Here is a 23,291-nt window from a genome sequence, read left to right on the forward strand (position 1 = left end):
ACGGCTTTGCGGAAGAAATTCGCTGCTGTATCCTTACGGTCAAATCGGCGCGATGCGCCCAATATCTCAGCAGGCCTTATCAGCATGACCAGATCCCATCCTCCGGCGCGTTTGTCCGCGATCCCCAAAACCGGCGTGTTGCGCGCCCTTGGCACCATGAGCGGCACCTCGCTGGACGGGGTGGATGCGGCCATCGTCGAGACAGACGGGGTGGCGATCCACGGCTTTGGGGCCAGTGCGTATCGCGCCTATGAACCGGTGGAGCGCGCACAGCTGGCTGCCGCGCTGGGGCACTGGCAGGGGCCGCAGGTGGAGGCGGCAGGAGAGATCGTCACCCGCGCCCATGCGGATCTGCTGGCGCAGGTTTTATCTGATCAGGCGGGTACGGATCAGCGGGCGGTGGATGTCATCGGTTTTCACGGTCAGACGCTGGCCCATGCGCCGCGGACACAGGGCACCCTGCAGGTCGGCGATGGGGCGGCACTGGCGGCTGAGCTGACGACGCCGGTGGTCTGGGATTTTCGCAGCGATGATGTGCGGTTGGGCGGTGAAGGCGCGCCGCTGGCGCCGTTCTTTCACTTCGCCTGCGCGAAATATCTGAAACGAGACAAGCCCCTGTGTTTTCTGAACCTCGGCGGGGTGGGCAATCTGACCTATGTCGATCCACGGTTTGAGGCGGCGGAGGATCCCGGCGCGCTGCTGGCGTTTGATACCGGGCCGGCCAATGCGCCGATCAATGATCTGGTGCAGGCGCGCTGCGGTCAGATGATGGACGAAGGCGGCGCGATTGCCCGGGGCGGTGTGGTGGAAACCGGCGCGCTGGAGTTGTTTCTGGCCGAGCCGTATTTTGCCCGGATGCCACCGAAGTCTTTGGACCGGAATGATTTTGCCGAGATGATTGATCTGGTCAGTGAGTTGACCGATCGCGATGCAACGGCCACGCTGACGGGCATGTGTGCGGCGGCGGTGGCGCAAGGAATGGAGCATTGCCCGGAGCCACCGGAGGTGGTGCTGATCACCGGTGGCGGGCGGCATAATCCGGTGCTGATGGAGATGCTGCGGGTGTCGCTGGATTGCCCGGTCGCCCCGATTGAGAGCGTCGGACTGGATGGCGACATGCTGGAGGCGCAGGCCTTTGCCCATCTGGCGGTGCGGGTGGCGCGGGGGCTGCCGACGTCCTGTCCGGGCACCACAGGGGTTCGCGCCTGTGTGGGCGGTGGTGTGGTGAGTGTGCCAGGCGGCGCGGGCTGAGGTCTGGCAGCCAAGAAACTTTAAAGTTTCTTGGCAAATTTCTGTTTAGAAATGCGAGGTTAGCCGCGGGGGATGTCGAAGCCCGGTGCGGCGAGTTCAAAGCCTTCGAACTGGAACCCCGGCGAGACGGTGCAGCTGACCAGCGTATAATCTCCGGTGGTGTGGGCCGCCTGCCAGTGGCCTTCGGGGACGATCAACTGAGGTTCGCCCGCTGTCAGATCAGGGGTCAGCAGGTGGTCCTGTGCCGGGCCATTGTCGCTGGCCGAGAGTGACAGCACCAATGGCGCGCCCGCGTGGTAGAGCCAGATTTCGGTGGCATCAACCCTGTGCCAATGGCTGCTTTCGCCCGCCTTCAGCAGGAAATAAATGCAGGTGCCAGTGGCGCGGCCGTTGTGGCTGTCGGCGTTACTGGCAATCCATGTCTGGCGATAGTAACCGCCTTCGGGATGGGGCTGGAGGTCCAGCTTGGCGATGATCTCATCGGCGGTCATGTCTCGGCTCCGTTTGGTCTGTTGGCACAGGGTAGGTTTGGCTCTGGCAATTTGACATTTGCCGCATATGTTTGGGCCATGACATTGCACATTCCCTTTGACAATACATATGCCGCGCTGCCGCCGGTGTTCTACACGAAACAGGCCCCTGTGCCGGTGAAGGCGCCAGAGCTGCTGGCCCATAACGCCGCGCTTGGGGCAGAGCTGGGCATCACCGCAGGCGGGACGGCTGAGCTGGCGGAGGTCTTTGCTGGCAACCGAGTTCCCGATGGGGCCGAGCCGCTGGCGCAGCTTTACGCGGGGCATCAGTTTGGCAATTACAATCCGCAGCTTGGGGACGGGCGCGCGATCCTTCTGGGGGAGGTCGTTGGTCCGGATGGTGAGCGGCGCGATATCCAGCTGAAGGGATCGGGGCGTACGCCCTATTCACGCGGAGGTGATGGGCGGGCCTGGCTGGGGCCGGTCCTGCGGGAATATGTGGTCAGCGAGGCGATGCACAGCTTAGGCATTCCCACGACGCGGGCGCTGGCGGCTGTGGCATCGGGCGAGACGGTCTGGCGCGAAGAGGGCGGGCTGCCGGGGGCTGTGCTGACACGGGTCGCCTCCAGCCATTTGCGGGTTGGGACGTTCCAGATCTTTGCCGCGCGTGGCGAGCAGGCGGCGCTGCGTCAGCTCACGCAGTATGCCATCCAGCGCCACTATCCTGACGCGGACGGCCCGATGGGGCTGCTGCGGGCGGTGCGGGATCGTCAGGCGGAGTTGATTGCGGCCTGGATGTCGGTGGGGTTCATCCATGGGGTGATGAATACCGATAATTCGTCCATTTCCGGTGAGACGATCGACTATGGGCCTTGCGCCTTTATGGATGTCTATCATCCCAGCACAGTGTTCAGTTCGATCGACCGGATGGGGCGTTATGCCTATTCTAACCAGCCCGATATTGCGGTGTGGAACCTGGCGCAGCTGGCGACCGCGCTGATCCAGCAGGCGGAGGATCCGCAGGCGATGGTGGAAGAGGCGACGGAGATTGTGCATGCGATGCCCGCTCTGACGGAGGCCGCCTGGCTGCAGCGGTTCGGGGCCAAGATCGGTCTCGCTGAGGCAACACCTGAGGATATGGCGTTGATCACCGGCCTGTTGACGCGCATGGCAGAAGGTCAGGCGGATTTCACCAATACATTCCGGGCTTTGCTGGAAGAGGTTGAGCCAGACACAGGCGCGGCGCGAGATCAGTTTTTGGCGCCTGAGGCCTTTGACAGCTGGGCGGAAGACTGGCGCGCGCGACTGGCGCAGGAGGCGGACCCGGTGGCGGTGATGGCGGCGGCAAACCCGGTCTATATCCCGCGCAATCACCGGATTGAGGCGATGATCGCCTCTGCCGTGGCGGGGGATTTCGCCCCGTTTGAGCGGCTGAATACGGTGCTGTCGGATCCATATACCGTGCAGGACGGGGCCGATGATCTGCGCCGCCCTCCCGCGGAAAGTGAGGTCGTCAAGGCGACCTTCTGCGGCACCTGACTGGCGGGCTCGCTGCGCGCGGGGTTACTTGCGGTTGATCAGCACGATGCCGATTGCGACCAGTGCCAGCGCGGCCCAGACCTGCGGGTAGATCACCTCATCCAGCAGGAGCCAGCCGAGAATGGCGGCGATCACCGGTGACAGAAAGCTGAAGGAGGCGACCGCATTGGCGCGGGAAATGCTGATCAGCCAGAGCCACAGGAGATAGCCGAGGCTGGCAATGGCCACGGCCTGAAACACCACGCCGGAGATATGCAGCGCGGTGGGGTTGCGCAGGAGCGGACCGAACAGCGGCGAGATCGCCAGCAAGACCAGGGCCGAGGTGGCCAGCTGATAGGTCAGCTGGCGGATGGGCGGCACCGCGGACAGGGGCGAGAGGCGCGCGCACAGGGCGATCCCGGCCCAGGCCAGCGTGGCCGCAAGCGCCAGAACATCACCGAGCAGTGAGGCATTATCGCTGCCCCGGTGCAGGACCGCCAGCACAACGCCCCCCATGGCCAGCACAAGACCGAGCATGCGCAGCGTATTGAGCCGCTCTCCGGGCAGGAGCAGATGGCCCGCCAGTGCCAGCCAGACCGGCATGGAGTTGAAGATAATGGTGACGCGCGAGACGGAGGAGAGGTCCAGCGCGATATAGAGACAGACAAATTCAGCTGTGAACAACAGGCCGGATACCAGCCCCCAGAGATGGACAGAGCGCGTCCAATGTGTTGGCGTCTGGGCAGGCGCTGGCGGGTTTGCGCGTTTCAACTGGCCGCGAAAGGCGAGCCATGCAAGCAGTACCGCCAGCCCGATCAGAGAGCGCATGCCTGCCTGAAACACCGGGCCAAACCCGCCGTTGGAGACCTTGATCACCACCTGATTGAAGCCCATCAACCCACTGAAGCCGATCAGCATTGCGGCCCCGAGACCGTCCATTGCGCATTTTTCACTCATGGCGCCAGAGGAGGGGTGGAAGATCCCAGAGTCAAGGTGGCAAAACAGATGTTTAGGTTACTGCGGATCGGCCTCGCCCGGCTCTGGCCTGTGCGCTGGTTTTGGGTCATGCTGTGGTGCGTATCGCGCATCAGATTGGCAGCAGACAAGGCAGGCGGAATGACGCAGGAACAGAGCAGGCGGCCCGGTCGGCTGCGCTTGGCGAGTTACAATATCCAGAAATCTGTCGGGCTTGATCTGCGCCGCCGCCCGCGTCGGACCTTGCAGGTGATCGAGGGGACGGGCGCCGATCTGGTGCTGTTGCAGGAGGCGGACAAGCGGTTGCCGCCGCGCCCGGCAGCCTTGCCGCATTTCATTCTGGATGAGGCAGGGTGGCAGGTCGTGGATCTGGGCGGAGCCGGGTCCTTGGGCTGGCATGGCAATGCGGTCATTTGGCGGGGCGCGGCGCTGACCTTGCAGGATCATGGCCATATCCCGTTGCCGGGGTTGGAGCCGCGCGGCGCGGTCTGGGCGCTGTTTCAGACCGGGCTTGGGCCACTTAGGGTGGTGGGGGCGCATCTGGGGCTGACCACCAAGGCGCGCCATGAGCAGGTGCATCATCTGGCCGAGGTGATCGCAAAAGAGCCTGAGTTGCCGACCGTCTGGGCGGGTGATTTCAATGAGTGGTCACGCCAGCCGGTGCTGGATCATCTGGCGCCGCAGCTGCGGTTTGTACCGCCGCGCGCGAGTTTTCCGGCGTTGCGGCCTATGGGTGCGCTGGACCGGATTGCGGTGAGCGCGGGGCTTGAGGTGGTGGACAGCGGCGTCTACCGGACGCGGCCCGCGCATATTGCCTCCGACCATCTGCCGGTCTGGGCCGATCTGGTGGCCGTGGACCAACCCTAGGGCGCGCCGACAGGCCAACGCGCTGCCCTGGCCAGATGGCGGGCACAGGGCAAAAGCCGAAAAAATATAAAGCCGGAGACGCGGACTGCGACCCCGGCTTTAGATCTGGTTTCAACGGCGGCCCTGAAGAGGGCCCGCTGAGGTCACCCGGTTGGGCTTACTGGGCGCGGCGGCGCTGACCGCCGGGTTTGCCCTGTCCGCCACCTTGGCCTGCACCCTGACCACCGCTGCGCGCGCCGCCCTGGCCGCCGCCACCGCCGCCACTGCGCCGCCGACGATGACTGCCGGGTTTGCCGCCGCCACCGGGTTTGCCACCACCGCCACGACGTCCGGCCGGAGCCTTGGCATCGGGCAGCACCTCCCACGGACGGCCGGAGGCCACCGGGATATTGAGGTTCATGGTCTTCTGAATGGCTTTCAGCTCGCCCATCTCATCGGGCGCGCAGAAGGCCACGGCCTGACCGTCCTTGCCAGCGCGTGCGGTCCGGCCAATGCGGTGCACATAGGCGTCGGGGACGTTGGGCAGCTCGTAGTTGTAGACGTATTTCACGTCGGGGATGTCCAGACCGCGGGCGGCCACATCGGTCGCCACGAGGATCTTCACCTCTCCGGATTTGAACGAGGCAAGCGCGCGTTCGCGCTGACCCTGGGATTTGTTGCCGTGGATTGCCGCCGCTGAGAAGCCTGCTGCGGACAGCGTCTTCATCAGTTTTTCCATACCGTGTTTGGTGCGGCCAAAGACCAGTGTACGCTCATCCTTATGGGCGCCCAGCAGCTCCTTCAGGAGCGACAGCTTTTCAGCCTTGGCGATGAAGTGCACCGACTGGGTGATTTTGTCTGCGGCCTTGCCGGGAGGGTTCACCTCGATCCGGACCGGGCTTTGCAGGTAGGAGTTGGCGATCTCGTTCATCTGCTTGGGCATGGTGGCCGAGAACAGCATGGTCTGGCGCTGTTCGGGCAGCAGTGCTGCGATTTTGCGCAGCGCGTGGATGAAGCCGAGGTCCAGCATCTGATCCGCCTCGTCCAGCACGAGGAAGTCGCAGGAGCCAAGGTCCAGTGCGCCACGATCAAGGATGTCCAGAAGACGGCCCGGCGTGGCAATCAGGATGTCGGTGCCGCGCGACAGGCGGCTGATCTGCGGGTTGATCGACACACCACCGACAACCAGCCCGGTTTTGATCGGGGTGCCTTCGGTCAGGCCCTTGAGGTTGGCGGCGATCTGGTTGGCCAGCTCGCGGGTCGGCGCCAGCACCAGACCGCGCACGGTCTTGGCGGCAGGCTTGCGGCCGTATTGCATCATCTGAGCGATCAGGGGCACGCCGAAAGCGGCGGTTTTGCCGGTGCCGGTCTGCGCCAGACCCAGCACATCCTTGCCGTTCAGCGCATGCGGGATGGCGCGCGCCTGAATCGGGGTCGGATCGGTATAGCCCAGCTCAGCAATGCGGGTCAGGAGCTTTTCGGGCAGCCCCATGGTTGAAAATTCTGTCACGTCTCGTCCTTTCACAGCCGGGCGGATGCCACGGCCGGTGCCGCCCATGCGCATGCCGGGCGGACTGTCGTTGGGGCAGGGACCTCGGGCGGACGGGCATCATGCCAGACCGCTGGTCGCTGCGAGTGCCCCACGCGTGATATTGGGAACGGTGGCATATCCTTAGGGTCGGTTCAGTGGCCTGCGCACGCTTCTGGCGCGGCCCGACGTCCTCTGCTCACGCGGCAGGGAGGGATGCCTGCAGCGGGAGATGGGCCTGTCGGCGATGAAAGTCAATGGTGAATTGCCGCTTATTCTGCGCCAAAGAGTGTAAAAACCCGGTTTGCGTGGCCTGCGTCTTTGTATAAACAGGGACGCCACGCTGCATAGAGGACGGTCATGAGCGAGACGATTATCGCACGCTGCGAAGCTATAGGTCTGCGGATGACAGGCCAGCGACGGGTGATTGCCCGCGTGCTGCAAGAGAGCGCCGATCACCCGGATGTTGAGGAACTCTATGCCCGTGCCAGTGCCCTGGATGGGGCGATTTCGCTGGCGACGGTCTATCGCACGGTGAAGCTGTTTGATGAGGCGGGCATTCTGGAGCGGCTGGAGTTTGGCGACGGGCGCGCGCGCTATGAAGATGCCGACCGGGAGCATCATGACCACCTGATCGATATGACCACCGGGGCGGTGATTGAGTTCTGCGACCCCGAGATCGAAGCTTTGCAGGAAAAGATCGCTGAGAAACTGGGCTATGAGCTGCGAGGCCATAAGCTGGAACTCTATGGCGTGCCGCGTAAGCGGGACTGAACGGCGCAGGTCGTTTTCTTGTCAAAAGAGAGCGGGACGGAATTTTGCGGAAAATTCCGCTGCGCGACCGGGGCTGCTGCGGGTTGCCCATCACCGCGTGTGATGGCAGAGGTCACATGAAGTCATGGGGCGACGTCGCAAACGGAGTAGTCCGGTGTCGCTGGCTGATGTTTGTTGGCCGGATTGGTCGGCGCCGCTGCCCTGCCGCCGTTCGCAAATCATCATCATGGGCACAAACCACCATCACGGGACGATCACGATGAACAATGTCACAGGAATTTTGCTGGTGATCCTCGCCATGGCGGGGTTCTCGCTGGAGGATATGTTCATCAAGCAGCTCGCCAAATCCGTGCCTGTGGGTCAGATCCTGATGATGCTGGGTCTTGGCAGCGGCACGGTGTTTGTGATCTGGGCCAAGCTGCAGGGACACCGGGTCCTGGCGCCGCGCAACTGGCGCTGGCAGCCGGTATTGCGCGCCTCACTGGAAGCCCTGGCGGCGGTCAGCTTTGCCTCGGCCCTGGCGGTGGTGGATATCTCTACCGTGGCGGCCGTGTTTCAGGCGATGCCACTGGCGGTCACCGTGGGGGCGGCGCTGTTTCTGGGCGAGGACGTCGGATGGCGGCGCTGGAGCGCGATCCTTGTCGGCTTTGCGGGTGTGTTGATGATCGTGCGGCCCGGTCTGGCGGGATTTGAGCCCGGTGTGCTGTTGGTGCTGATCTCGGTTGTGGCGGTTGCGGCGCGCGACCTGATGACGCGGGTCATGGACAGCGCTGTGCCCTCTGCCGTGGTCAGCTCGCAGGCCTTTGGGTCGGTGATCCCGGCGGGGCTGGTGATGCTGCTGGTCCTCCCCGGAGAGCCTGTCGCCCTGCAGGGGAGCCAGTGGGGCATGCTGCTGGGTGGCGTGATCTTTGGCGTGCTGGGCTACTATGGCATCGTTACAGCGACCCGGATTGGCAACGCCGCTGTGATCACGCCGTTTCGTTACTCGCGATTGGTGTTTTCCACCCTCATCGGCGTGGTGGTCTTTGCCGAGGCGCCGGATGGTATGACGCTGATTGGATCCGCGCTGATCATTGGCTCGGGGCTCTATACCTTCCTGCGGGAGCGGCGTCTGGCACGGCATTCAGCGCGCGCGGCAGCGGTGGCTGCAGCCTGAGGAACAGGCGGTGAAAACCGGCGGCAATTGGTTGCGCAAACAGGCGCCTGTTAGACCTAACCCCGTAAAATAAGTCACGTTAGCGATAACGCCCGTGGTTTACTTTTGCCCTGTGGATGCTATGACGCTGGCAAGAATTGCCGCAACCATTTGCCAAGATCAGGGACCCGAGTGATGAGCACTATTATCGATATCCACGCCCGTGAAATTCTGGACAGCCGGGGCAACCCGACTGTCGAGGTTGATGTCATGCTGGAAGACGGCACCATGGGCCGTGCCGCGGTGCCTTCCGGCGCCTCGACCGGGGCCTATGAGGCGGTGGAAAAGCGCGACGGCGACAAATCCCGCTACATGGGCAAAGGCGTGCTGGAAGCGGTTGCAGCGGTGAATGGCGAGATCGCGGAAGAGCTGGTGGGCTTTGACGCGACTGAGCAGGTTTCTGTGGACATGGCGATGATTGAGCTGGACGGCACCGAAAACAAGGGTCGTCTGGGCGCGAATGCCATTCTGGGCGTGTCGATGGCCGTGGCCAAGGCCGCCGCTGATTTCACCACCCAGCCGCTCTATCGTTATATCGGCGGCACCTCGGCGCGGATGCTGCCAGTGCCGATGATGAACATCATCAACGGCGGCGAACACGCCGACAACCCGATCGACATTCAGGAATTCATGATCATGCCAGTGGCCGCGGAGAACATCCGTGACGCGGTGCGCATGGGCTCCGAGGTGTTCCATACCCTGAAGAAAGAGCTGTCGGCGGCGGGTCTTTCGACCGGGATCGGTGACGAGGGCGGCTTTGCCCCCAACATCGCGTCAACCCGCGAAGCGCTGGATTTCGTGCTGAAATCCATCGAGAAGGCGGGCTACAAACCCGGTGAGGAAATCTATCTGGCGCTCGATTGCGCCGCGACGGAATATTACAAGGACGGCAAATACGTGCTGTCCGGCGAAGGCAAGACCCTGTCCTCCGACGAAAACGTGGCCTATCTGGCGGCGCTGGTGAAGGACTACCCAATCATCTCCATCGAAGATGGCATGGGCGAGGATGACTGGGACGGCTGGAAGGCGCTGACCGATGAGCTGGGCGACAAGGTGCAGCTGGTGGGCGACGATCTGTTTGTGACCAACCCCGCACGTCTGGCAGATGGCATCGCGCGCGGCTGCGCAAACTCCATGCTGGTGAAGGTGAACCAGATCGGCACCCTGACCGAGACTCTGCAGGCGGTCGATATGGCGCATCGCGCGCGCTACACCAATGTGATGTCGCACCGCTCGGGTGAGACTGAGGATGCCACCATTGCCGACCTCGCCGTGGCCACCAACTGCGGTCAGATCAAGACCGGGTCGCTGGCGCGGTCGGACCGGCTCGCCAAATACAACCAGCTGATCCGGATTGAGGAGCTGCTGGGGGAAGTGGCCGAATATGCAGGCCGCTCCATTCTGAAATAAGATCTGAGGCCGGGGCGTTTGCTCCGGCCTTTTTTACTTGGTGTTTGTATTTGTGGTGTTTGACCATGCTTAAAAAAATTGCGCATTTTTTCATTCGTCGCGCGGAGCGTCGGGTGGGCGTTTCTCTCGATTACTCTCATGCGATTGCGAAGGCTGATTTTGGCCTGCTGACGCGTTACAATCGGGTCTTCGGATTTCTGGACCCCAACCGTCATGTGCCGGCGGCGGCCTATCACGCGGCGCGGCTGACCGGCGCGTTGAGTGCGGATTGCGGCACCTGCGTTGAGGCGGAGATCAACCTGGCAAAAGCCGCAGGGTTGGCGCCGGAGCTGATCCAGTCGATCCTGACAGGTGGCACGCTGGAGCCGCAGCTGGAGGCGGTTGTGCGGCTTTCCGGGGCTGTGGCTGGTGCGCGAACGGATGATCCGGAGGCACGGGAGATTGTGCGCGTGGCCTATGGTGAGGCGGGGCTGATTGAGCTGAGTTTCGCCATGAACGGTGCAGCCATGCTGCCGGGGATCAAGCGCGCGATGGGCTATGCCACGGCCTGTGATCTGCAATTGATGCGCCGCTTGGCCTGAGGCGCGGCCGCCCCTCGTGTGGGGCGGCGATTTCAGCCTGCGCCTTCTCGACGTCCTGTCCTAGGTAGGTCCCAACCGGGCAGCTGCTGGCGATGGGCCTGTCGTCCGGCCAGTGTCAATCAAGGCTCATTCTTCAAATATGTGCGAATAGCGCGCGTCTGTGGCCTTGTTCACAGACGCGTGAGGACGGCTGTGGCAGTCTCTGAATCAGGCGCTACGGGGGTGGCGCTGGCTGAGGAGGGGGAAGACCATGCGTGTAAGACCACATCCGAAAGCCCGGCCAACCGTTTCGGTGACCAAGGCTGACGCAACAGTGCCGGTTGGCGCTGCTCTTTCGACGGCCGGTGCAGGAAGCTGGCTGCCCATCGGGATCGTTGTTGCGGTGGCGCTGCTGGCGGGATGCGCGGGGCCTGGGCGCTATCCGCTGAGCGGGCAGACTGTTGGGGTGAGCGATCCGGTTCTTAGCCTGTCGATGACACAGGGCGCGACTGTTGCCGGGGGGCTTTGACGCGCGCTGCCAAGGGGGATCGACAGCATTTGGGCCCTCTCTCTGTTCCGGGGGGCCTGCGCCGAAGGGGGGCGCGGCTTTTTCAGCCGTTGGCGAATGGGGAAGACCCTGAGGGCGGTTGGCTCTCAGGGTCTTTTTTGTCTGTATAATTCCATGTCGGGCCGTTTGGATCGCGGTCAGACGTGGGGTGGCTGGTCGACTTGGGCCTTAGGGGCAGGCCGCTGTGTAATAGGTGCCGTCGCCGCGCGAATAGGCGCATTGGCGGGACTGGTTGTTCTGGGCCACCACGGTGCCCGCAGCCGCGCCACCAAGGGCGGCAATCAGACGCCAGTCATCATCCGCCTTGAGCGCATCGGCGGCGATCAGACCGGCGGCGGCACCACCAGCGACCCCGGCGACGGTGCGTTGTTCCGGTGTGAGGTCAGAGCAGGCGGAGAGGGCCAGAGTGGCTGCGCTGAGCCCGGCGAGAATATGCGTTTTCATAAGGTTTCCTTTCCTGTCTTATATGCGGTCCTGTTGATCCGGCCGCACTTGGGTCGTTGCGGGCGCGACGATCTTGCGGTACGGAGCGACCGGATTGGAGTGGTCGCTGTGTGATCTGGGGGTGGCCCCCGTCCGAGCAGAGACAGGGGGCCACGCCGCGCGGGGGGCGCGGTAGATCCGGTTGTATTCGGTGGCAGATCAGAGCCGCCTCACCGTTGGGATGGCTCTGATTTGCTGGCCGGGTCTCACCCCTGATCCCCAGCCGGTTTGGCCATTGATGTGGCCGCAGCAGTCTGGATCTGGTCCCTCTCGGCTCCCCTAAGCCGGTGTTGAGGGGGCATATCCTATCGGAATGCGCCGGACCCATGCTGGTGTTTGTGCCGTCAGCTTTGCCTTGGCGACCACCCCGGTGGGTGGCCATATGTTGCGGCTTCTGCCGCTGTCTCAGTTGCGCTGCCAAAGCTCTCTCTGGCGGCGCGCTCCCACACGTCCCACGGTGTGTTCAATATCGGTCAGCGGTGCGGAAGACTGTCAGGTTCTACCGTGCGCTGTCTGAGAAGGAACGCGCAACCTGTGCATGGGTTCCCTCCGCGTGGGAAAAAAACATGTGGAAAAACTGCTGCGGGCGCAGCGCGGGGCGACTGGACGGGTTGGTTTGGCCGCCCTGTCGTAGCCGACGGGACCGTTCGCCCTGCGGCAGGATCAGAGCTTGCGGCTCATCAGCATGTAGGTGTCGCGCGGTTCGAACCGGGCGCGGGCATAGAGGTTGCGGGCGGTCTCATCGGTTTTGTCAACTTCGAGATGCAGCGCCTTGATGCCAGCCTCTGCGAGGGTGCGGGGCAGGGCAAAGAGCACTTCGGTGGCAATGCCGCGACCACGCACCGGGGGGCGAATGAACAGCTCATCCACAAAGCCGTCCATGCCGCCAAACTCTACCGACCAGCTGAAGGTGACCACGATATAGCCCACTGGGGCGCGGGCGGGACCGATCAGATAGACCGCGCCATAAGGCAAGCCCTCAAGCAGCGGTTCAATCGCGGCGCGCCGCAGCGTGTCATCGGAGGGGATTCCCATCTCGGCGTGGAAGGCGGCGACCAGATCCAGAACGCGGTCCAGATCTTCGGTGCGGGCGAGGTGCAATGCGGCGCTCATGAGGTTTCCTTTGCTGCCAGCGCGTTGATCGCGCGCGCTTCTGCCTTTTGCACCCAATCTGATTTGCAGTCACCGTATCCGTGCATGTCGCCGGGGTGCAGCGCGGCACATTTGCCCTTGATCGCCGCATAGCCCGCCCGCAGTGCCGCGTTGGCCCGAAGCGCATCGCGAAAGGCGAGATGGCGGGTGATCTCGTCAGAGCCTGCGACATAACAATGGGCCTGCACCCGGCGTTTTCCGGTTTCTGGATCATCAGCACGGCAGTAGCGCCGTCCGGGCAGGCCGAATTCACCCAGCCATTCGAAACCAAGCGCCTCAATTTGCGGACGGGCGGCATCCATGGCCGTCTCGCTTTCAAAGACGGGTATCAGGTCAATGATGGGTTTGGCGGGCAGGCCGGGCACAGCGGTTGATCCGATATGATGCACCTCGATCAGGCCGTTTATCCTGCTGTCTGACCAGCGGTCTGCTTCGGCCATGGCTTGTGTCGGCCAGCTAGGATCTGGGGCAACGATCAGGCTCATAGCAGGGCCAATCGGCTGGTGATCAGATCGAAGAAGCCATCGGCCTCCAGATCGCCGATGAACAGCGCATTGGCCGGGCGGTCGGTGACCCCCCACCAATCGGCCACGGTCATGCCCAGCGTCAGCTCGGACGTGGTTTCCACCACAACATTGACATGGCGGCCCGAGAACAGCTCTGGCCGGATCAGATAGGCAATGACGCAAGGGTCATGCAGCGGGCCACCTTCGGAGCCGTATTTCTCCACGTCAAAGCGTTCAAAGAAATCAAGCATCTCGGCGGTGAAACGCGCCACTTTGGTATCGAGGGCACGGATCTTTTCGACGCGTGCGCGGGTGGCGAGCGCCTTATGGGTGACATCCAGCGGCATCATGGTGACCGGCACACCTGATGTGAGCACTGCGGCGGCGGCCTCCGGGTCGACATAGATGTTGAATTCTGCTGCCGGGGTGATGTTGCCGACCTCGAAATAGGCACCACCCATCAACACGATCTCCTGCACGCGGTCCACGATATCGGGGGCTTTCTGAAAGGCGGCGGCGATATTGGTGAGCGGCCCCAGCGGGCAGAGCGTGACGGTGCCGGGCGCTTCGCTGCGCAGGGTGTCGATGATGAAATCAACGCCATGCGCCTCCGCCAGCGGCATGGTGGGATCCCACAGTTTGGGTCCGTCCAGACCGGTTTTGCCATGCACATGTTCGGCGGTGATCAGGGGCCGGTGCAAAGGGGCGTCACAGCCGGCGTAAACCGCAACATCCGGGCGGCCTGCCACCTCGCAGACGCGGCGTGCGTTGGTCTGGGTCAGGGCCAGAGGCACATTGCCAGCAACACAGGTTATGCCAAGCAGATCAATCTCTTGCGGGCTGGCCAATGCCAGAAGAATGGCGACAGCGTCGTCCTGTCCGGGGTCGGTGTCGATGATGATCTTGCGCGCGCTCATGGGGCTGTCCTTCTGGTCGTCGCGCCGACCCTCGCAAGGGTGGCGGGCAATGTCCAGCGGTGGCGCGGGCTGCGGTCGGGAATTCGCCGGTTTCCTCCCGCCCTCAGATTAAAAAGGCGCGCCGGATATAGCGCGCCTTAGCGGTCTGTCTGACCTGTGCAGCAGGATCAGGCGGCGGCCGCGCCCATGGTGTCTTCCATCGCAGAGAGCAGAATGCCCGCAATCACATCGAGCTCGTCGCGGCTGAGGCGCACAGGCAGGCGGACATCGCAGGCCTGCATCAGCATGGCGCGGGTTTGCGGCAGCTCCGGGATATCGCGCAGGAACTGCCAGTTCCAGAAGGCGCGGGCATTGTCTGCTGAACGGCCGAAGATCTGCACCTTGACGCCCCGTGCCTCGGTTGCGGCGGCAAAGCGGGTGATCTCATCATGGCTCATATCAACCAGATTGAACTGGATCGAATCCGGGGCGCGCTGCTCTGGTGCCAGCGGTGCGGGCACGTCGATATGTGGCGAGCGGTTCAGCTGATCGGCCACATAATCGTGGTTCTTCAGCCCGTCGCGAACCCGGCGGGCCAGTTCCGGCAGTTGCGGACGGATCACCACAGCGGAAAGGTTGCTCATCCGCAGATTATAGAGCGGCAGCTGGTTCTGCCACTTGGCAAAGGCCTGTTCCAGAGCACCGGTGTTGTCCCCCGGCGCGGCTTTGTGTTTTTTCCAATTGTGCTCATAGGCGCCGGACATGATCACCGCGCGGGCTACCAAATCGGCATCATCGGTGACCAGAATGCCGCCTTCGCCGGCGTTGATCATCTTGTAGGACTGGAAGGAGAAACAGCCGATGGCGCCGAGCGTGCCGATATTGCGGCCATGCCAGGTGGTGCCCAGTGAATGGGCGGCGTCTTCGACCACCGGAATGTCGCGCGCCTGACAAAGTGCCATGATCGCATCCATATCGGAGGTATGGCCGCGCATATGGCTGATGATCACGGCTTGCACATCGTCCAGCTTGGCCTCGAAGTCAGCCATGTCGATGCGATAGTTCGCGCCCACCTCGCAGAGCACCGGCACACAATCGGCATGCACAATGGAGGAGGGGACCGCCGCGAAGGTAAAACCGGGGATCAGCACGCGCGCATCACGGGGCAGGTCCAGCGCCTTCAGTGACAGGAACAGGGCCGCCGAGCAAGACGACACCGCCAGCGCGTATTTGCTGCCAAGGAGCTGGGCAAATTCCTCCTCCAGCAGGGCGACGGGCGCATCCTGCGGCGCGGTATAGCGAAACAGATCGCCAGACTGCATCAGCGCCTCAATCGCGGCGCGCGCGGCCTCCGGGATGGGTTCTGCCTGATGGACATTCGGGACCTGCGACGGGGATGCCTGGCTCATATTTCAAAATCCTGAAGTTACCTTTTCAAAAATATAAAAGGTCTATGGGCAAATGCCAAGCACCCCCGGACGGACTGGCGGGTTTTGGCGACGAATTTCACGAAACTGTTGCTTTGGGTCTGTGCGGGGGCAAGAGGGAGCGCACCGCATTGGCGGGCGCTTTGCAGGATCTTTAGATACCCAGCCTGTCGCGCAGCGAATACCAGGTCATGGCCAAGGCCAGCAGCGGGCTGCGCATGGCCGCGCCGCCGGGGAAGGCGGGGGCAGGCACGCGGGACATTGTATCGAACCCGTCGCCGTCACCGGCGATGGCGCGCGCCATCAGCTGACCGGCGTGGGTGGCGGTGCCGACGCCATGGCCGGAATAGCCCGATGCGCTGAGGATATTCGGGGCAAGCCGGGCCAGATAGGGCATCCGTTTCATGGTGATGGCCAAGGTGCCGCCCCAAGCGTAGTCGATCTTCACATCACGCAGATGCGGGAAAATCTCCGTCATTGGCTTGCGCACGGTGGCGGCGATATCGCTGGGGAAGCGGTAGCCATAGCTCTCACCGCCGCCAAACAGCAATCTCCCGTCATGGCTGAGCCGGAAGTAGTTCACCACGAATTTGCTATCCGCCACCGCCACATCACGGGCCAAGACACGGGCGGCCTGCTCGCCAAGAGGTTCGGTGGCGGCGATGAAATTGTTGATTGGCATCACCCGCGCGGCCACCTGCCGGTTGAGGCCGCCGAGATAACCGTTGCAGGCCAGGATCAGATGGTCGGCGGTGACCTGCCCTTCGGCGGTGCGCAGGCGGATCTGCGCGCCGTCTCCGATGTCCAGAACCTCGCTGCCCTCGCAGATCTGTACCCCGGCTGCTGCGGCGGCACGGGCGAGGCCGAGGGCATAGGCCAACGGGTGCAGATGGGCCGCGCCGGTGTCGAGCGAGCCGCCAACGTAGGCAGGCGAGGGGCAGATCGCCTCCAGCCCGGCCTTGTCCAGCGCAGAAATCTCACCGTAGCCATAGCGGTTTTGCAGATGCTCGACATAGCGATGTTCGTCGTCGACTTCCGCTTTGGAGAAACAGGCATGGGCGATGCCGGGTTTCAGGTGGCAGTTGATGTCGTGGCGGGTGATCAGGGATTTCACCAGATCCTTGGCCTCCTCAGCCAAGGACCAGAGTTTGGCGGCGTCGGCATCGCCCATGAGCTTTTCCAGCCCATCCTGCTCCATGCGCTGGCCGCTGCCCAGCTGACCACCGTTGCGGCCCGAGGCGCCAAAGCCGACACGGTTGGCCTCCAGCAGGATGACTGAGCGCCCGGCCTCCGCCAGATGCAATGCGGCAGAGAGGCCGGTGTAGCCGCCGCCAACAACGCAGACATCGGCGCGGGCATCACCTTGCAAGGGGGCAAAGGGCGCGAGCGGGGTGGCGGTGGCGGCGTACCAGCTGTTGGGATAGGTCCCCTTGCGGTCATTGGAGTAAAGCAGGTTCAACGCCATGGCACACCTCAATCCCCGGCAGGTGCCGCCTATGCGGCGAAGCGCAACTGCCTGTCATCTTTCCATAAATACTCACCAGCGCTGACATCTCCCAAGACGCCAGCGCTGAGAATGTTAGACGTTCAGCAGCAGATGCTCCCGCTCCCAGGGGGAGATAACCTGCAGGAACTCGTCATATTCGGCGCGTTTCACGATGGAATAGACGCGGGCAAATTCCGGCCCCAGCACCTCATGCAGGTCTGTGGCTTCCTCAAAGAGATCGAGCGCCTGCCCCATCACCTGGGGGATATCGCCGTCACCGGCGTAGGCGTCTCCCTTGAACTGCTTGCGGGGGCGTTCCTCGCGGGTGAGGCCGAGATAACCACAGGCCAGGGACAATGCGATCCCAAGGTAGGGGTTGCAGTCCATGCCGGCGATGCGGTTTTCCACGCGCCGCGCTTCGGGGCCGGAGAGGGGCACCCGGATGCCGGTGGTGCGGTTGTCGCGCGCCCATTCCAGATTGATCGGCGCCGCCTGTTCCTTCACGTAGCGGCGATAGGAATTCACATAAGGCGCCATCACCGCCAGACCGGCGGGCAGGTGGTTCTGCAATCCGCCGATGAAGTGGTAAAACGCATCCGTCTCACCGCCCTGTGGACCGGAGAAGATATTGTCGCCGCTCTCCATGTCGATGATCGAGTGATGGATATGCATGGCAGAGCCGGGTTCATCGGCAATCGGCTTGGCCATGAAAGTGGCAAAACAATCGTGGCGCAGCGCGGCCTCGCGGATCAGCCGTTTGAAGTAGAACACCTCATCCGCCAGCTTCACCGGATCGCCATGGCGCAGGTTGATTTCCAGCTGCCCGGCACCGCCTTCCTGGGTGATGCCGTCGATTTCAAAGCCCTGATGTTCGGCGAAATCATAGATGTCGTCGATCACCGGTCCGAATTCGTCCACAGCGGTCATGGAATAGGCCTGGCGGGCGGCGGCAGGACGGCCGGAGCGGCCCATCATTGGTTCGATCCCGCGCGCGGGATCGGTGTTGCGGGCGACCAGAAAGAACTCCATTTCCGGTGCCACAACCGGATCCCAGCCGCGATCATGATAGAGTTGCACCACCCGTTTCAGCACATTGCGCGGGCTGAAGGGGATTGGTTTGTGATCGCGGTCATAGGCGTCGTGAATGACTTGCAGCGTCCAGTCACCGGTCCATGGGGCGGCGGTGGCGGTGGACATGTCCGGTTTCAGGATCATGTCCTTTTCGATCCAGCCATCGTCATCCGCTGCCTCGGCCCAGTCGCCGGTGATGGTCTGGTAGAAGATGCTGTCGGGCAGGTGGAAATAATCCTGCTTGGCAAATTTCGACGCTGGCACCGCCTTGCCCCGGGCGATGCCCGGCAGATCCGAGATGATGCATTCAACCTCGTCGAGACGACGGCCCTCCAGATAGGTTTTTGCAGCTTCGGGAAGGGTGTCGAGCCAGGCTGACATCAGGTCCTCTCTTTCTTGAAGAAGGCATTGAGGAAGGTTGCGATTTCACCCGATTGGACCGGGTGATGTAATTCTGTGCTGGCGGCATCCAAGATCGCATCTGGCACCACGCCGCGTCCGCGGCTGTCGATCAGGCCGCCAACAAAGCTGCTGGCGAATTCGGGATGCGGTTGCAGGGTCCAGATGTGATCGCCATAGGCGAGGATACCGTTCTTGCAGTGGTCATTTCCGGCCAGCACCCGCGCGCCCTCGGGCAGGGCGGTGACCTGATCCTGATGCCACGCATTGAGCCGCAGCGGCTTGCCATCCATCTGATAGGTGACCGGGCCGACGGCCCAGCCGCCGGCAAATTTCTCAACCTTGCCGCCAAGTGCCTGCGCAATGATCTGGTGGCCAAAGCAGATGCCGACCAGTGGCTGTTTGCGGGCGTGGATCTCGCGGATCAGCTCTTCCAGCGGGGGGATCCAGTCGTGATCTTCATAGGCGCCATGTTTGGAGCCGGTGATCAGCCAGCCGTCTGCTGCGTCGGCGCCGCTGGGAAAGACGTTGTCGACCACCGCGTAGGTGTCAAAGTCAAAGTCGCCGTCGGCCAGCAGGTTGCGGAACATCTGGTCATAGTTGCCCGAGTTGCCGATCAGGTTTTCGGGCGCGTGGCCGGTTTGCAGAATACCAATTTTCATGGGTCACCAAATTTGATCAAATTAAGCCTAGCCGAGGTCCGCAACTCAGGCAAGCGCTTGATGCAGAGCGTTGTGGGCTTTGACAGGCTGATGTCATACCGCCTCAAGCCAGGACAGCCAATGGCTCTCCGCCGGGCGCTCGGCAAAGCCTGCCAGCTCCTGACGTTTCATCATCACCAGATTGCGGATCACCCGGTCGGGCAGGATCCGCGCGATCAGCGGGTCACTGTCGAAGAGGTCGATCGCGGCGTTCCAGTCGGGGGCCAGCTGCGGCAACCCGTCAATCTCATAGATGTTGCCCTCGGACGGGGCCGGGGGCGTGGCGCCATCCTCGATCCCGGCGAGCGCCGCGCCGAGCACCACGGAAAGCATCAGATAGGGGTTGATATCGCCGCCTGCGACCCGGTGTTCGATGCGGCGCGCCTTGGGGCTGCCGCCGGGGATACGGATTGCGGCGGTGCGGTTTTCATAGGCCCAGGCGGCGCTGACCGGGGCATGGGCGCCGGGCACCAGCCGGTCGTAGGAATTGCCGTGTGGGGCCAGGATCAGCGTGCTGGCGGGCATCGCGGTGAGGCAGCCGGCCACCGCGTTCATCAGCAGATCCGAGCCGCGTTCGGTGCCATCGTTGAAGATATTGTTGCCGTCCTCATCCTCGACCGAGAAATGCACATGCATGCCGTTTCCAGCCTCTTCGGCATAGGGCTTGGCCATGAATGTGGCGGCAAAACCGTGCTTGCGGGCCAGACCTTTGACCAAGGCCTTGAACAGCCAGGCATCATCGGCGGCGCGCATGGCATCCTGATGGTTGAGGTTGATTTCAAACTGGCCCAGCCCCGCCTCCGAAATGGCGGATTGGGCGCGAATGCCCATCGCCTCTGACCCTTCATAGAGATCGGTGAAAAACGCATCAAAGGCATCAAGTTCCGCGACCGACAGGACCGACTGCTGATCCAGCTCCCGGCCTGTGAGCGGGTCGATGGGCGGGGCGGGCTGTGCGCCGCTGTCATCCAGCAGGCTGAACTCCATCTCGGTGGCGGCGACAACGCGCCAGCCGCGCTGCTGGTAGCGGGTCAGCACATCGGCCAGCACATGACGTGGGTCGCCCATGAAGGGGCGGCCGTCTTCCCAGTACATTGCCATCGGGACCAGCGCGGATGGGTTGGCCAGCCAGGGCATCGGGACGGCGCCACGTTCGGTTGGCAGCATCACGCCATCGGCGTCGCCGGTCTCAAACACCAGCGGGTTGTCTTCGACATCGCGGCCCCAGAGGTCGACGTTGAGGGTAGAGATCGGCATCCGTGCGGCGCCATCTGCCAGCTTGTCTGCCAGCCCAACGGGCATACGCTTGCCGCGCATCTGCCCGTTCAGGTCACAGGCGGCAATGCGGATAGTGCGCAGATGAGACAGATCCATCGGAGGCTCCCTAGTTGATTGCCCCATTACTAAAGCAGGATCCGCAAGACGCAAAGAAAATTTGATCAAAAGTTTTGTTGGCCCGATCACAGGCACCGAAAGGGCAAAGAAAAAGGCGCCGCAGTGGGCGCCTTTGGGTTGCTGGGTTCCAGAGAGTTGATCAGCGGATCAGGTTAGGCCTGTAGCGGATCTTGCGGCGTTTTTCCTGCGGCAGATGGGCGTTCAGCCGGGTGTTGATCACGCCGAAGATGCCAATCACCACCAGCGTCAGCAGGATGAAGTAGAAGGCCAGGATCGGGTAGGGCACGAAGGGGTTGAACGTCTTATCCGCGAAATAGCTGGCGTAATAGAGCGCATCGCCGCGCTGTTGCCAGGCCGGGAACCCGGAGAAGAACACCAGGGTGGTGGCATGGAACAGGAAGATCGCCTCGTTCGTGTAGGAGGGCCAGGCCAGCCGCATCATTGTTGGCCACATGATTCGGCGAAAGCGGGTCCAGCCCGACAGCCCATAGGCATCTGCCGCCTCGATATCGCCCTTGGGGATCGAGCGCAGCGCGCCGTAGAAGATCTCGGCGGAATAGGCGGCGGTGTTGAGGATCAGCACGATCAGCGCGCCAAGCCAGGCCGCCGACAGCGGATTGAAGATTGGCGAGACCGACTTCAGCTGCAGGAACAGGAAGTAGGCAAAGAAGAACTGAATGAACAGCGGCGAGCCACGGAAGATGAAGATGAACCATTCAGCGGTTTTGCGCAGCGGTGTTGAGGTGGAATTCTTGGCCAGTGCCACGCCATTGGCGATGACAAAGCCGATCACGACGGCGATGGCGCCGAAGTAGATGTTCCACAGCATGCCCGAGCCGATGAGGACAAACTGGTCGCAGAGGGTGAAATCGCTGCGGGGCAACATGCGTTCGCCGATGCCAAGTGCGCGCAGGCCGTAATCCTGAAGGGTCTGGAAACAGCTCATGACGCTTTCCTTTGGGCTTCGCCTGCCAATGTGGCCTGCCCATGGGACAGACGGGTGCGGATGCGCTCCAGCACCACCTCGGAGAGTTTGGTAAACGCGAGGTAGAACACCAGCAGGCCGAGGAAGTACCACATCCGCCAGTCGCCATGGGGGTAATCGGTGAAGCGGGCAGTCTTGGAGCCGCCAAGCTCACGCGCCCAGTAGACAATATCTTCGACCCCGAGCAGGAACAGCAGCGGCGTGGCCTTGATCAGCACCATCCACAGGTTCGACAGGCCGGGCAGCGCATAAGTCCACATCTGCGGCACCAGAATGCGCCAGAAGGCCTGGCGATGGGTCATGCCATAGGCTTCGGCGGTTTCAATCTGGGCGCGGGGCACGGCCCGCATCGCGCCAAACAGCACATTGGCCGCAAAGGCGCCGAACACGATGGCAAAGGTCACCACCGCAAGCGAGAAGCCGTAGACCTCGTGGATCCACTGATCGGAGGAGCTGAGCGGCATCTTGGCAATGTCACAGACAACAAAGTCATTGCCTTGCCGTACCGGCGCGTCCCAGTCGGGGCATTTCACCTGATGGCGCAGATATTCAATGCCCTGATCCAATGCGATCACGAAGAACAGGAAGAATGCGATGTCCGGCACGCCACGCACCACTGCGATATAGGCCTTGCCCAGCCAGGAGAGCGGCGCGAATTGCGCGCGTGCAGCCATGGCGCCGCCAAAGCCAAACGCCAGCGCCGCCGGGGCGGTGACGGCCAGAAGCAGCAGCACCGTCCCGAAGGAGGCGTAGAAAGCAAAATGCTTGCCGGTGGTCAGGTAACAGCTCAGCCACTGGAAACCCTCCAGGCTGGCCGGATCAGAGCAAAAGGAGAAAATGGCGGGCCTCGTTCGGACAGGGACGGGTCAGGGGCACCGATGGGGCCGGGACCGGTCAAGGGTGAAGGGGGGCATGGCGCCCCCCTTCTTTGATATCAGGATGCTGCGAGGGCTCAGAACTGGCCTTCGATTTCCCATTTTTCCAGCAGAGCGTTCAGGGAGCCGTCTGCCTTCATCGATTCGATGGCCACGTCGAACTTGCCGCGCAGCTCGTCGTCGGACTTGCGGAACGCCATGCCGATACCGTCGCCCAAGAGGACGTCATCTGCGACAAATTCCATCTCGGTTTCGCCCACGATCGGGATCAGGAAGTCCTTGTCGGCCATGACCGCGTCCACTTCGCCTGCTTTCACAGCGGCAACCGTTTCATCCGGAGTGGGGAATTCAACCAGGGTGGCACCGGTGGAGGCGACATGGGCGGCCTGAATGGTGGAGGCCTGAGCTGCCACCACGGCGCTGTTCACATCCACATCAGCCGACATCGCCGCATAGGCGGAGGGCGACGGGCGGGTGTAGCCGGTGGTGAAGTTCACAACTTCCTTACGCTCGGCTGTGATCGACATGCCGGCGATGATGGTGTCGTAGTTGCCGGACAGCAGGTTGGGGATGATCGAATCCCAGTCGTTGGTGACCCATTCGCAGTCCAGCTCAGCGCGCTTGCACAGCTCGTCGCCCAGCTCACGTTCAAAACCGTCAACCTGACCGTCATCGTTCAGGAAGTTATACGGAGGGTAGGCGCCTTCGGTGCCCAGACGCACAGTGTCCGCAATTGCGATGCCCGCAGTGAGGGCCAGGGCTGCGGTGCCGAGGATAAGAGATTTCATGAGGTTACTCCCGTTTGGTTTGGTTTTTGTTG

23 protein-coding genes are annotated in these 23,291 nt (G+C 62.7%); 8 read left to right on the forward strand and 15 right to left on the reverse strand.

All coding sequences use genetic code 11. The features are described from left to right. Positions 1-84: 84 nt before the first annotated feature. Positions 85-1,251: an anhydro-N-acetylmuramic acid kinase gene (locus tag phaeop14_RS05240; RefSeq protein WP_096788954.1), complete on the forward strand. Its 1,167-nt coding sequence runs from the start codon at positions 85-87 to the stop codon at positions 1,249-1,251. Between the two features lie 59 nt (positions 1,252-1,310). On the opposite strand, the gene phaeop14_RS05245 is transcribed toward phaeop14_RS05240, so the two are convergent. Beyond that, entirely contained in the window at positions 1,311-1,742 is a 432-nt protein-coding gene (locus phaeop14_RS05245; RefSeq protein WP_096788955.1) for a cupin domain-containing protein, read from the reverse strand. Between the two features lie 78 nt (positions 1,743-1,820). On the opposite strand from phaeop14_RS05245, the gene phaeop14_RS05250 reads away from it, so the two are divergent. After that, positions 1,821-3,260, forward strand: coding sequence for a protein adenylyltransferase SelO (locus phaeop14_RS05250; protein WP_096788956.1), 1,440 nt, complete (start codon positions 1,821-1,823; stop codon positions 3,258-3,260). A gap of 24 nt (positions 3,261-3,284) precedes the next feature. Here phaeop14_RS05250 and phaeop14_RS05255 read toward each other — a convergent pair whose 3' ends face one another. After that, positions 3,285-4,178: a DMT family transporter gene (locus phaeop14_RS05255; protein WP_193438261.1), complete on the reverse strand. Its 894-nt coding sequence runs from the start codon at positions 4,176-4,178 to the stop codon at positions 3,285-3,287. A 177-nt stretch (positions 4,179-4,355) separates the two neighbouring features. Here phaeop14_RS05255 and phaeop14_RS05260 point away from each other — a divergent pair, with 177 nt between their 5' ends. After that, positions 4,356-5,081, forward strand: coding sequence for an endonuclease/exonuclease/phosphatase family protein (locus phaeop14_RS05260; RefSeq protein ID WP_040178029.1), 726 nt, complete (start codon positions 4,356-4,358; stop codon positions 5,079-5,081). A 157-nt stretch (positions 5,082-5,238) separates the two neighbouring features. Here the strand turns inward: phaeop14_RS05260 and phaeop14_RS05265 are convergent, their stop codons facing one another. Next, entirely contained in the window at positions 5,239-6,570 is a 1,332-nt protein-coding gene (locus phaeop14_RS05265; RefSeq protein ID WP_244905809.1) for a DEAD/DEAH box helicase, read from the reverse strand. Between the two features lie 378 nt (positions 6,571-6,948). Here phaeop14_RS05265 and phaeop14_RS05270 point away from each other — a divergent pair, with 378 nt between their 5' ends. The 5 genes from phaeop14_RS05270 (at position 6,949) to phaeop14_RS05290 (ending at position 11,056) form a co-directional block, all read left to right on the forward strand. After that, entirely contained in the window at positions 6,949-7,362 is a 414-nt protein-coding gene (locus phaeop14_RS05270; protein WP_014874254.1) for a Fur family transcriptional regulator, read from the forward strand. Between the two features lie 259 nt (positions 7,363-7,621). Then, complete coding sequence (locus phaeop14_RS05275) at positions 7,622-8,518, forward strand: DMT family transporter (RefSeq protein WP_096790233.1); 897 nt, start codon at positions 7,622-7,624, stop codon at positions 8,516-8,518. Between the two features lie 174 nt (positions 8,519-8,692). After that, on the forward strand, positions 8,693-9,967 hold the full coding sequence (gene eno, locus phaeop14_RS05280; protein ID WP_040177991.1) for a phosphopyruvate hydratase: 1,275 nt from the start codon (positions 8,693-8,695) through the stop codon (positions 9,965-9,967). Positions 9,968-10,032: 65 nt separating this feature from the next. Next, positions 10,033-10,548 carry a hypothetical protein gene (locus phaeop14_RS05285; protein WP_096790234.1) on the forward strand — a complete coding sequence of 172 codons (516 nt, stop codon included), beginning with the start codon at positions 10,033-10,035 and terminating at the stop codon, positions 10,546-10,548. 250 nt (positions 10,549-10,798) lie between these two features. Continuing rightward, positions 10,799-11,056 carry a hypothetical protein gene (locus phaeop14_RS05290; protein WP_096788958.1) on the forward strand — a complete coding sequence of 86 codons (258 nt, stop codon included), beginning with the start codon at positions 10,799-10,801 and terminating at the stop codon, positions 11,054-11,056. A 207-nt stretch (positions 11,057-11,263) separates the two neighbouring features. Here the strand turns inward: phaeop14_RS05290 and phaeop14_RS05295 are convergent, their stop codons facing one another. From phaeop14_RS05295 to phaeop14_RS05355, 12 genes are all read right to left on the reverse strand, one after another. Further along, positions 11,264-11,539 carry a glycine zipper 2TM domain-containing protein gene (locus tag phaeop14_RS05295; protein ID WP_024097740.1) on the reverse strand — a complete coding sequence of 92 codons (276 nt, stop codon included), beginning with the start codon at positions 11,537-11,539 and terminating at the stop codon, positions 11,264-11,266. 702 nt (positions 11,540-12,241) lie between these two features. Then, the gene (locus tag phaeop14_RS05300) at positions 12,242-12,691 is read right to left on the reverse strand and encodes a GNAT family N-acetyltransferase (RefSeq protein WP_040173012.1); all 450 of its coding nucleotides are present in this window, start codon (positions 12,689-12,691) and stop codon (positions 12,242-12,244) included. After that, entirely contained in the window at positions 12,688-13,215 is a 528-nt protein-coding gene (locus tag phaeop14_RS05305; RefSeq protein WP_096788959.1) for a GrpB family protein, read from the reverse strand. Before phaeop14_RS05305 ends, phaeop14_RS05300 begins: the two co-directional genes overlap by 4 nt. Continuing rightward, on the reverse strand, positions 13,212-14,153 hold the full coding sequence (locus tag phaeop14_RS05310; protein WP_096788960.1) for a nucleoside hydrolase: 942 nt from the start codon (positions 14,151-14,153) through the stop codon (positions 13,212-13,214). Before phaeop14_RS05310 ends, phaeop14_RS05305 begins: the two co-directional genes overlap by 4 nt. A 167-nt stretch (positions 14,154-14,320) precedes the next feature. Next, on the reverse strand, positions 14,321-15,541 hold the full coding sequence (locus phaeop14_RS05315; RefSeq protein ID WP_096788961.1) for a DegT/DnrJ/EryC1/StrS family aminotransferase: 1,221 nt from the start codon (positions 15,539-15,541) through the stop codon (positions 14,321-14,323). Positions 15,542-15,713: 172 nt separating this feature from the next. Then, positions 15,714-17,024, reverse strand: a complete 1,311-nt coding sequence (locus phaeop14_RS05325; RefSeq protein ID WP_096788963.1) for an NAD(P)/FAD-dependent oxidoreductase — start codon at positions 17,022-17,024, stop codon at positions 15,714-15,716. A 114-nt stretch (positions 17,025-17,138) separates the two neighbouring features. Further along, the gene (locus phaeop14_RS05330) at positions 17,139-18,497 is read right to left on the reverse strand and encodes a glutamine synthetase family protein (RefSeq protein WP_040177998.1); all 1,359 of its coding nucleotides are present in this window, start codon (positions 18,495-18,497) and stop codon (positions 17,139-17,141) included. Then, positions 18,497-19,177, reverse strand: a complete 681-nt coding sequence (locus phaeop14_RS05335; RefSeq protein WP_040177999.1) for a type 1 glutamine amidotransferase — start codon at positions 19,175-19,177, stop codon at positions 18,497-18,499. The genes phaeop14_RS05330 and phaeop14_RS05335 overlap by 1 nt, the downstream gene beginning before the upstream one ends. Before the next feature lie 93 nt (positions 19,178-19,270). Then, the gene (locus tag phaeop14_RS05340; RefSeq protein ID WP_096788964.1) at positions 19,271-20,590 is read right to left on the reverse strand and encodes a glutamine synthetase family protein; all 1,320 of its coding nucleotides are present in this window, start codon (positions 20,588-20,590) and stop codon (positions 19,271-19,273) included. Positions 20,591-20,750: 160 nt separating this feature from the next. Then, complete coding sequence (locus tag phaeop14_RS05345) at positions 20,751-21,557, reverse strand: ABC transporter permease (protein WP_096788965.1); 807 nt, start codon at positions 21,555-21,557, stop codon at positions 20,751-20,753. Continuing rightward, positions 21,554-22,435 carry an ABC transporter permease gene (locus tag phaeop14_RS05350; protein ID WP_076619744.1) on the reverse strand — a complete coding sequence of 294 codons (882 nt, stop codon included), beginning with the start codon at positions 22,433-22,435 and terminating at the stop codon, positions 21,554-21,556. The genes phaeop14_RS05345 and phaeop14_RS05350 overlap by 4 nt, the downstream gene beginning before the upstream one ends. A gap of 113 nt (positions 22,436-22,548) precedes the next feature. Further along, positions 22,549-23,259, reverse strand: a complete 711-nt coding sequence (locus tag phaeop14_RS05355) for a transporter substrate-binding domain-containing protein (protein ID WP_096788966.1) — start codon at positions 23,257-23,259, stop codon at positions 22,549-22,551. Positions 23,260-23,291 lie beyond the last annotated feature (32 nt).

Source organism: Phaeobacter piscinae, assembly GCF_002407245.1.
Taxonomy (GTDB): domain Bacteria; phylum Pseudomonadota; class Alphaproteobacteria; order Rhodobacterales; family Rhodobacteraceae; genus Phaeobacter; species Phaeobacter piscinae.

Excerpts from the sequence above, each read along its gene's own strand:
- phaeop14_RS05240 (WP_096788954.1), top strand. The coding sequence starts at position 85 with ATGACCAGATCCCATCCTCCGGCGCGTTTGTCCGCGATCCCCAAAACC.
- phaeop14_RS05245 (WP_096788955.1), bottom strand. The coding sequence starts at position 1,742 with ATGACCGCCGATGAGATCATCGCCAAGCTGGACCTCCAGCCCCATCCC.
- phaeop14_RS05250 (WP_096788956.1), top strand. The coding sequence starts at position 1,821 with ATGACATTGCACATTCCCTTTGACAATACATATGCCGCGCTGCCGCCG.
- phaeop14_RS05255 (WP_193438261.1), bottom strand. The coding sequence starts at position 4,178 with ATGGACGGTCTCGGGGCCGCAATGCTGATCGGCTTCAGTGGGTTGATG.
- phaeop14_RS05260 (WP_040178029.1), top strand. The coding sequence starts at position 4,356 with ATGACGCAGGAACAGAGCAGGCGGCCCGGTCGGCTGCGCTTGGCGAGT.
- phaeop14_RS05270 (WP_014874254.1), top strand. The coding sequence starts at position 6,949 with ATGAGCGAGACGATTATCGCACGCTGCGAAGCTATAGGTCTGCGGATG.
- phaeop14_RS05275 (WP_096790233.1), top strand. The coding sequence starts at position 7,622 with ATGAACAATGTCACAGGAATTTTGCTGGTGATCCTCGCCATGGCGGGG.
- eno (WP_040177991.1), top strand. The coding sequence starts at position 8,693 with ATGAGCACTATTATCGATATCCACGCCCGTGAAATTCTGGACAGCCGG.
- phaeop14_RS05285 (WP_096790234.1), top strand. The coding sequence starts at position 10,033 with ATGCTTAAAAAAATTGCGCATTTTTTCATTCGTCGCGCGGAGCGTCGG.
- phaeop14_RS05290 (WP_096788958.1), top strand. The coding sequence starts at position 10,799 with ATGCGTGTAAGACCACATCCGAAAGCCCGGCCAACCGTTTCGGTGACC.
- phaeop14_RS05295 (WP_024097740.1), bottom strand. The coding sequence starts at position 11,539 with ATGAAAACGCATATTCTCGCCGGGCTCAGCGCAGCCACTCTGGCCCTC.
- phaeop14_RS05300 (WP_040173012.1), bottom strand. The coding sequence starts at position 12,691 with ATGAGCGCCGCATTGCACCTCGCCCGCACCGAAGATCTGGACCGCGTT.
- phaeop14_RS05305 (WP_096788959.1), bottom strand. The coding sequence starts at position 13,215 with ATGAGCCTGATCGTTGCCCCAGATCCTAGCTGGCCGACACAAGCCATG.
- phaeop14_RS05310 (WP_096788960.1), bottom strand. The coding sequence starts at position 14,153 with ATGAGCGCGCGCAAGATCATCATCGACACCGACCCCGGACAGGACGAC.
- phaeop14_RS05315 (WP_096788961.1), bottom strand. The coding sequence starts at position 15,541 with ATGAGCCAGGCATCCCCGTCGCAGGTCCCGAATGTCCATCAGGCAGAA.
- phaeop14_RS05325 (WP_096788963.1), bottom strand. The coding sequence starts at position 17,024 with ATGGCGTTGAACCTGCTTTACTCCAATGACCGCAAGGGGACCTATCCC.
- phaeop14_RS05330 (WP_040177998.1), bottom strand. The coding sequence starts at position 18,497 with ATGTCAGCCTGGCTCGACACCCTTCCCGAAGCTGCAAAAACCTATCTG.
- phaeop14_RS05335 (WP_040177999.1), bottom strand. The coding sequence starts at position 19,177 with ATGAAAATTGGTATTCTGCAAACCGGCCACGCGCCCGAAAACCTGATC.
- phaeop14_RS05340 (WP_096788964.1), bottom strand. The coding sequence starts at position 20,590 with ATGGATCTGTCTCATCTGCGCACTATCCGCATTGCCGCCTGTGACCTG.
- phaeop14_RS05345 (WP_096788965.1), bottom strand. The coding sequence starts at position 21,557 with ATGAGCTGTTTCCAGACCCTTCAGGATTACGGCCTGCGCGCACTTGGC.
- phaeop14_RS05355 (WP_096788966.1), bottom strand. The coding sequence starts at position 23,259 with ATGAAATCTCTTATCCTCGGCACCGCAGCCCTGGCCCTCACTGCGGGC.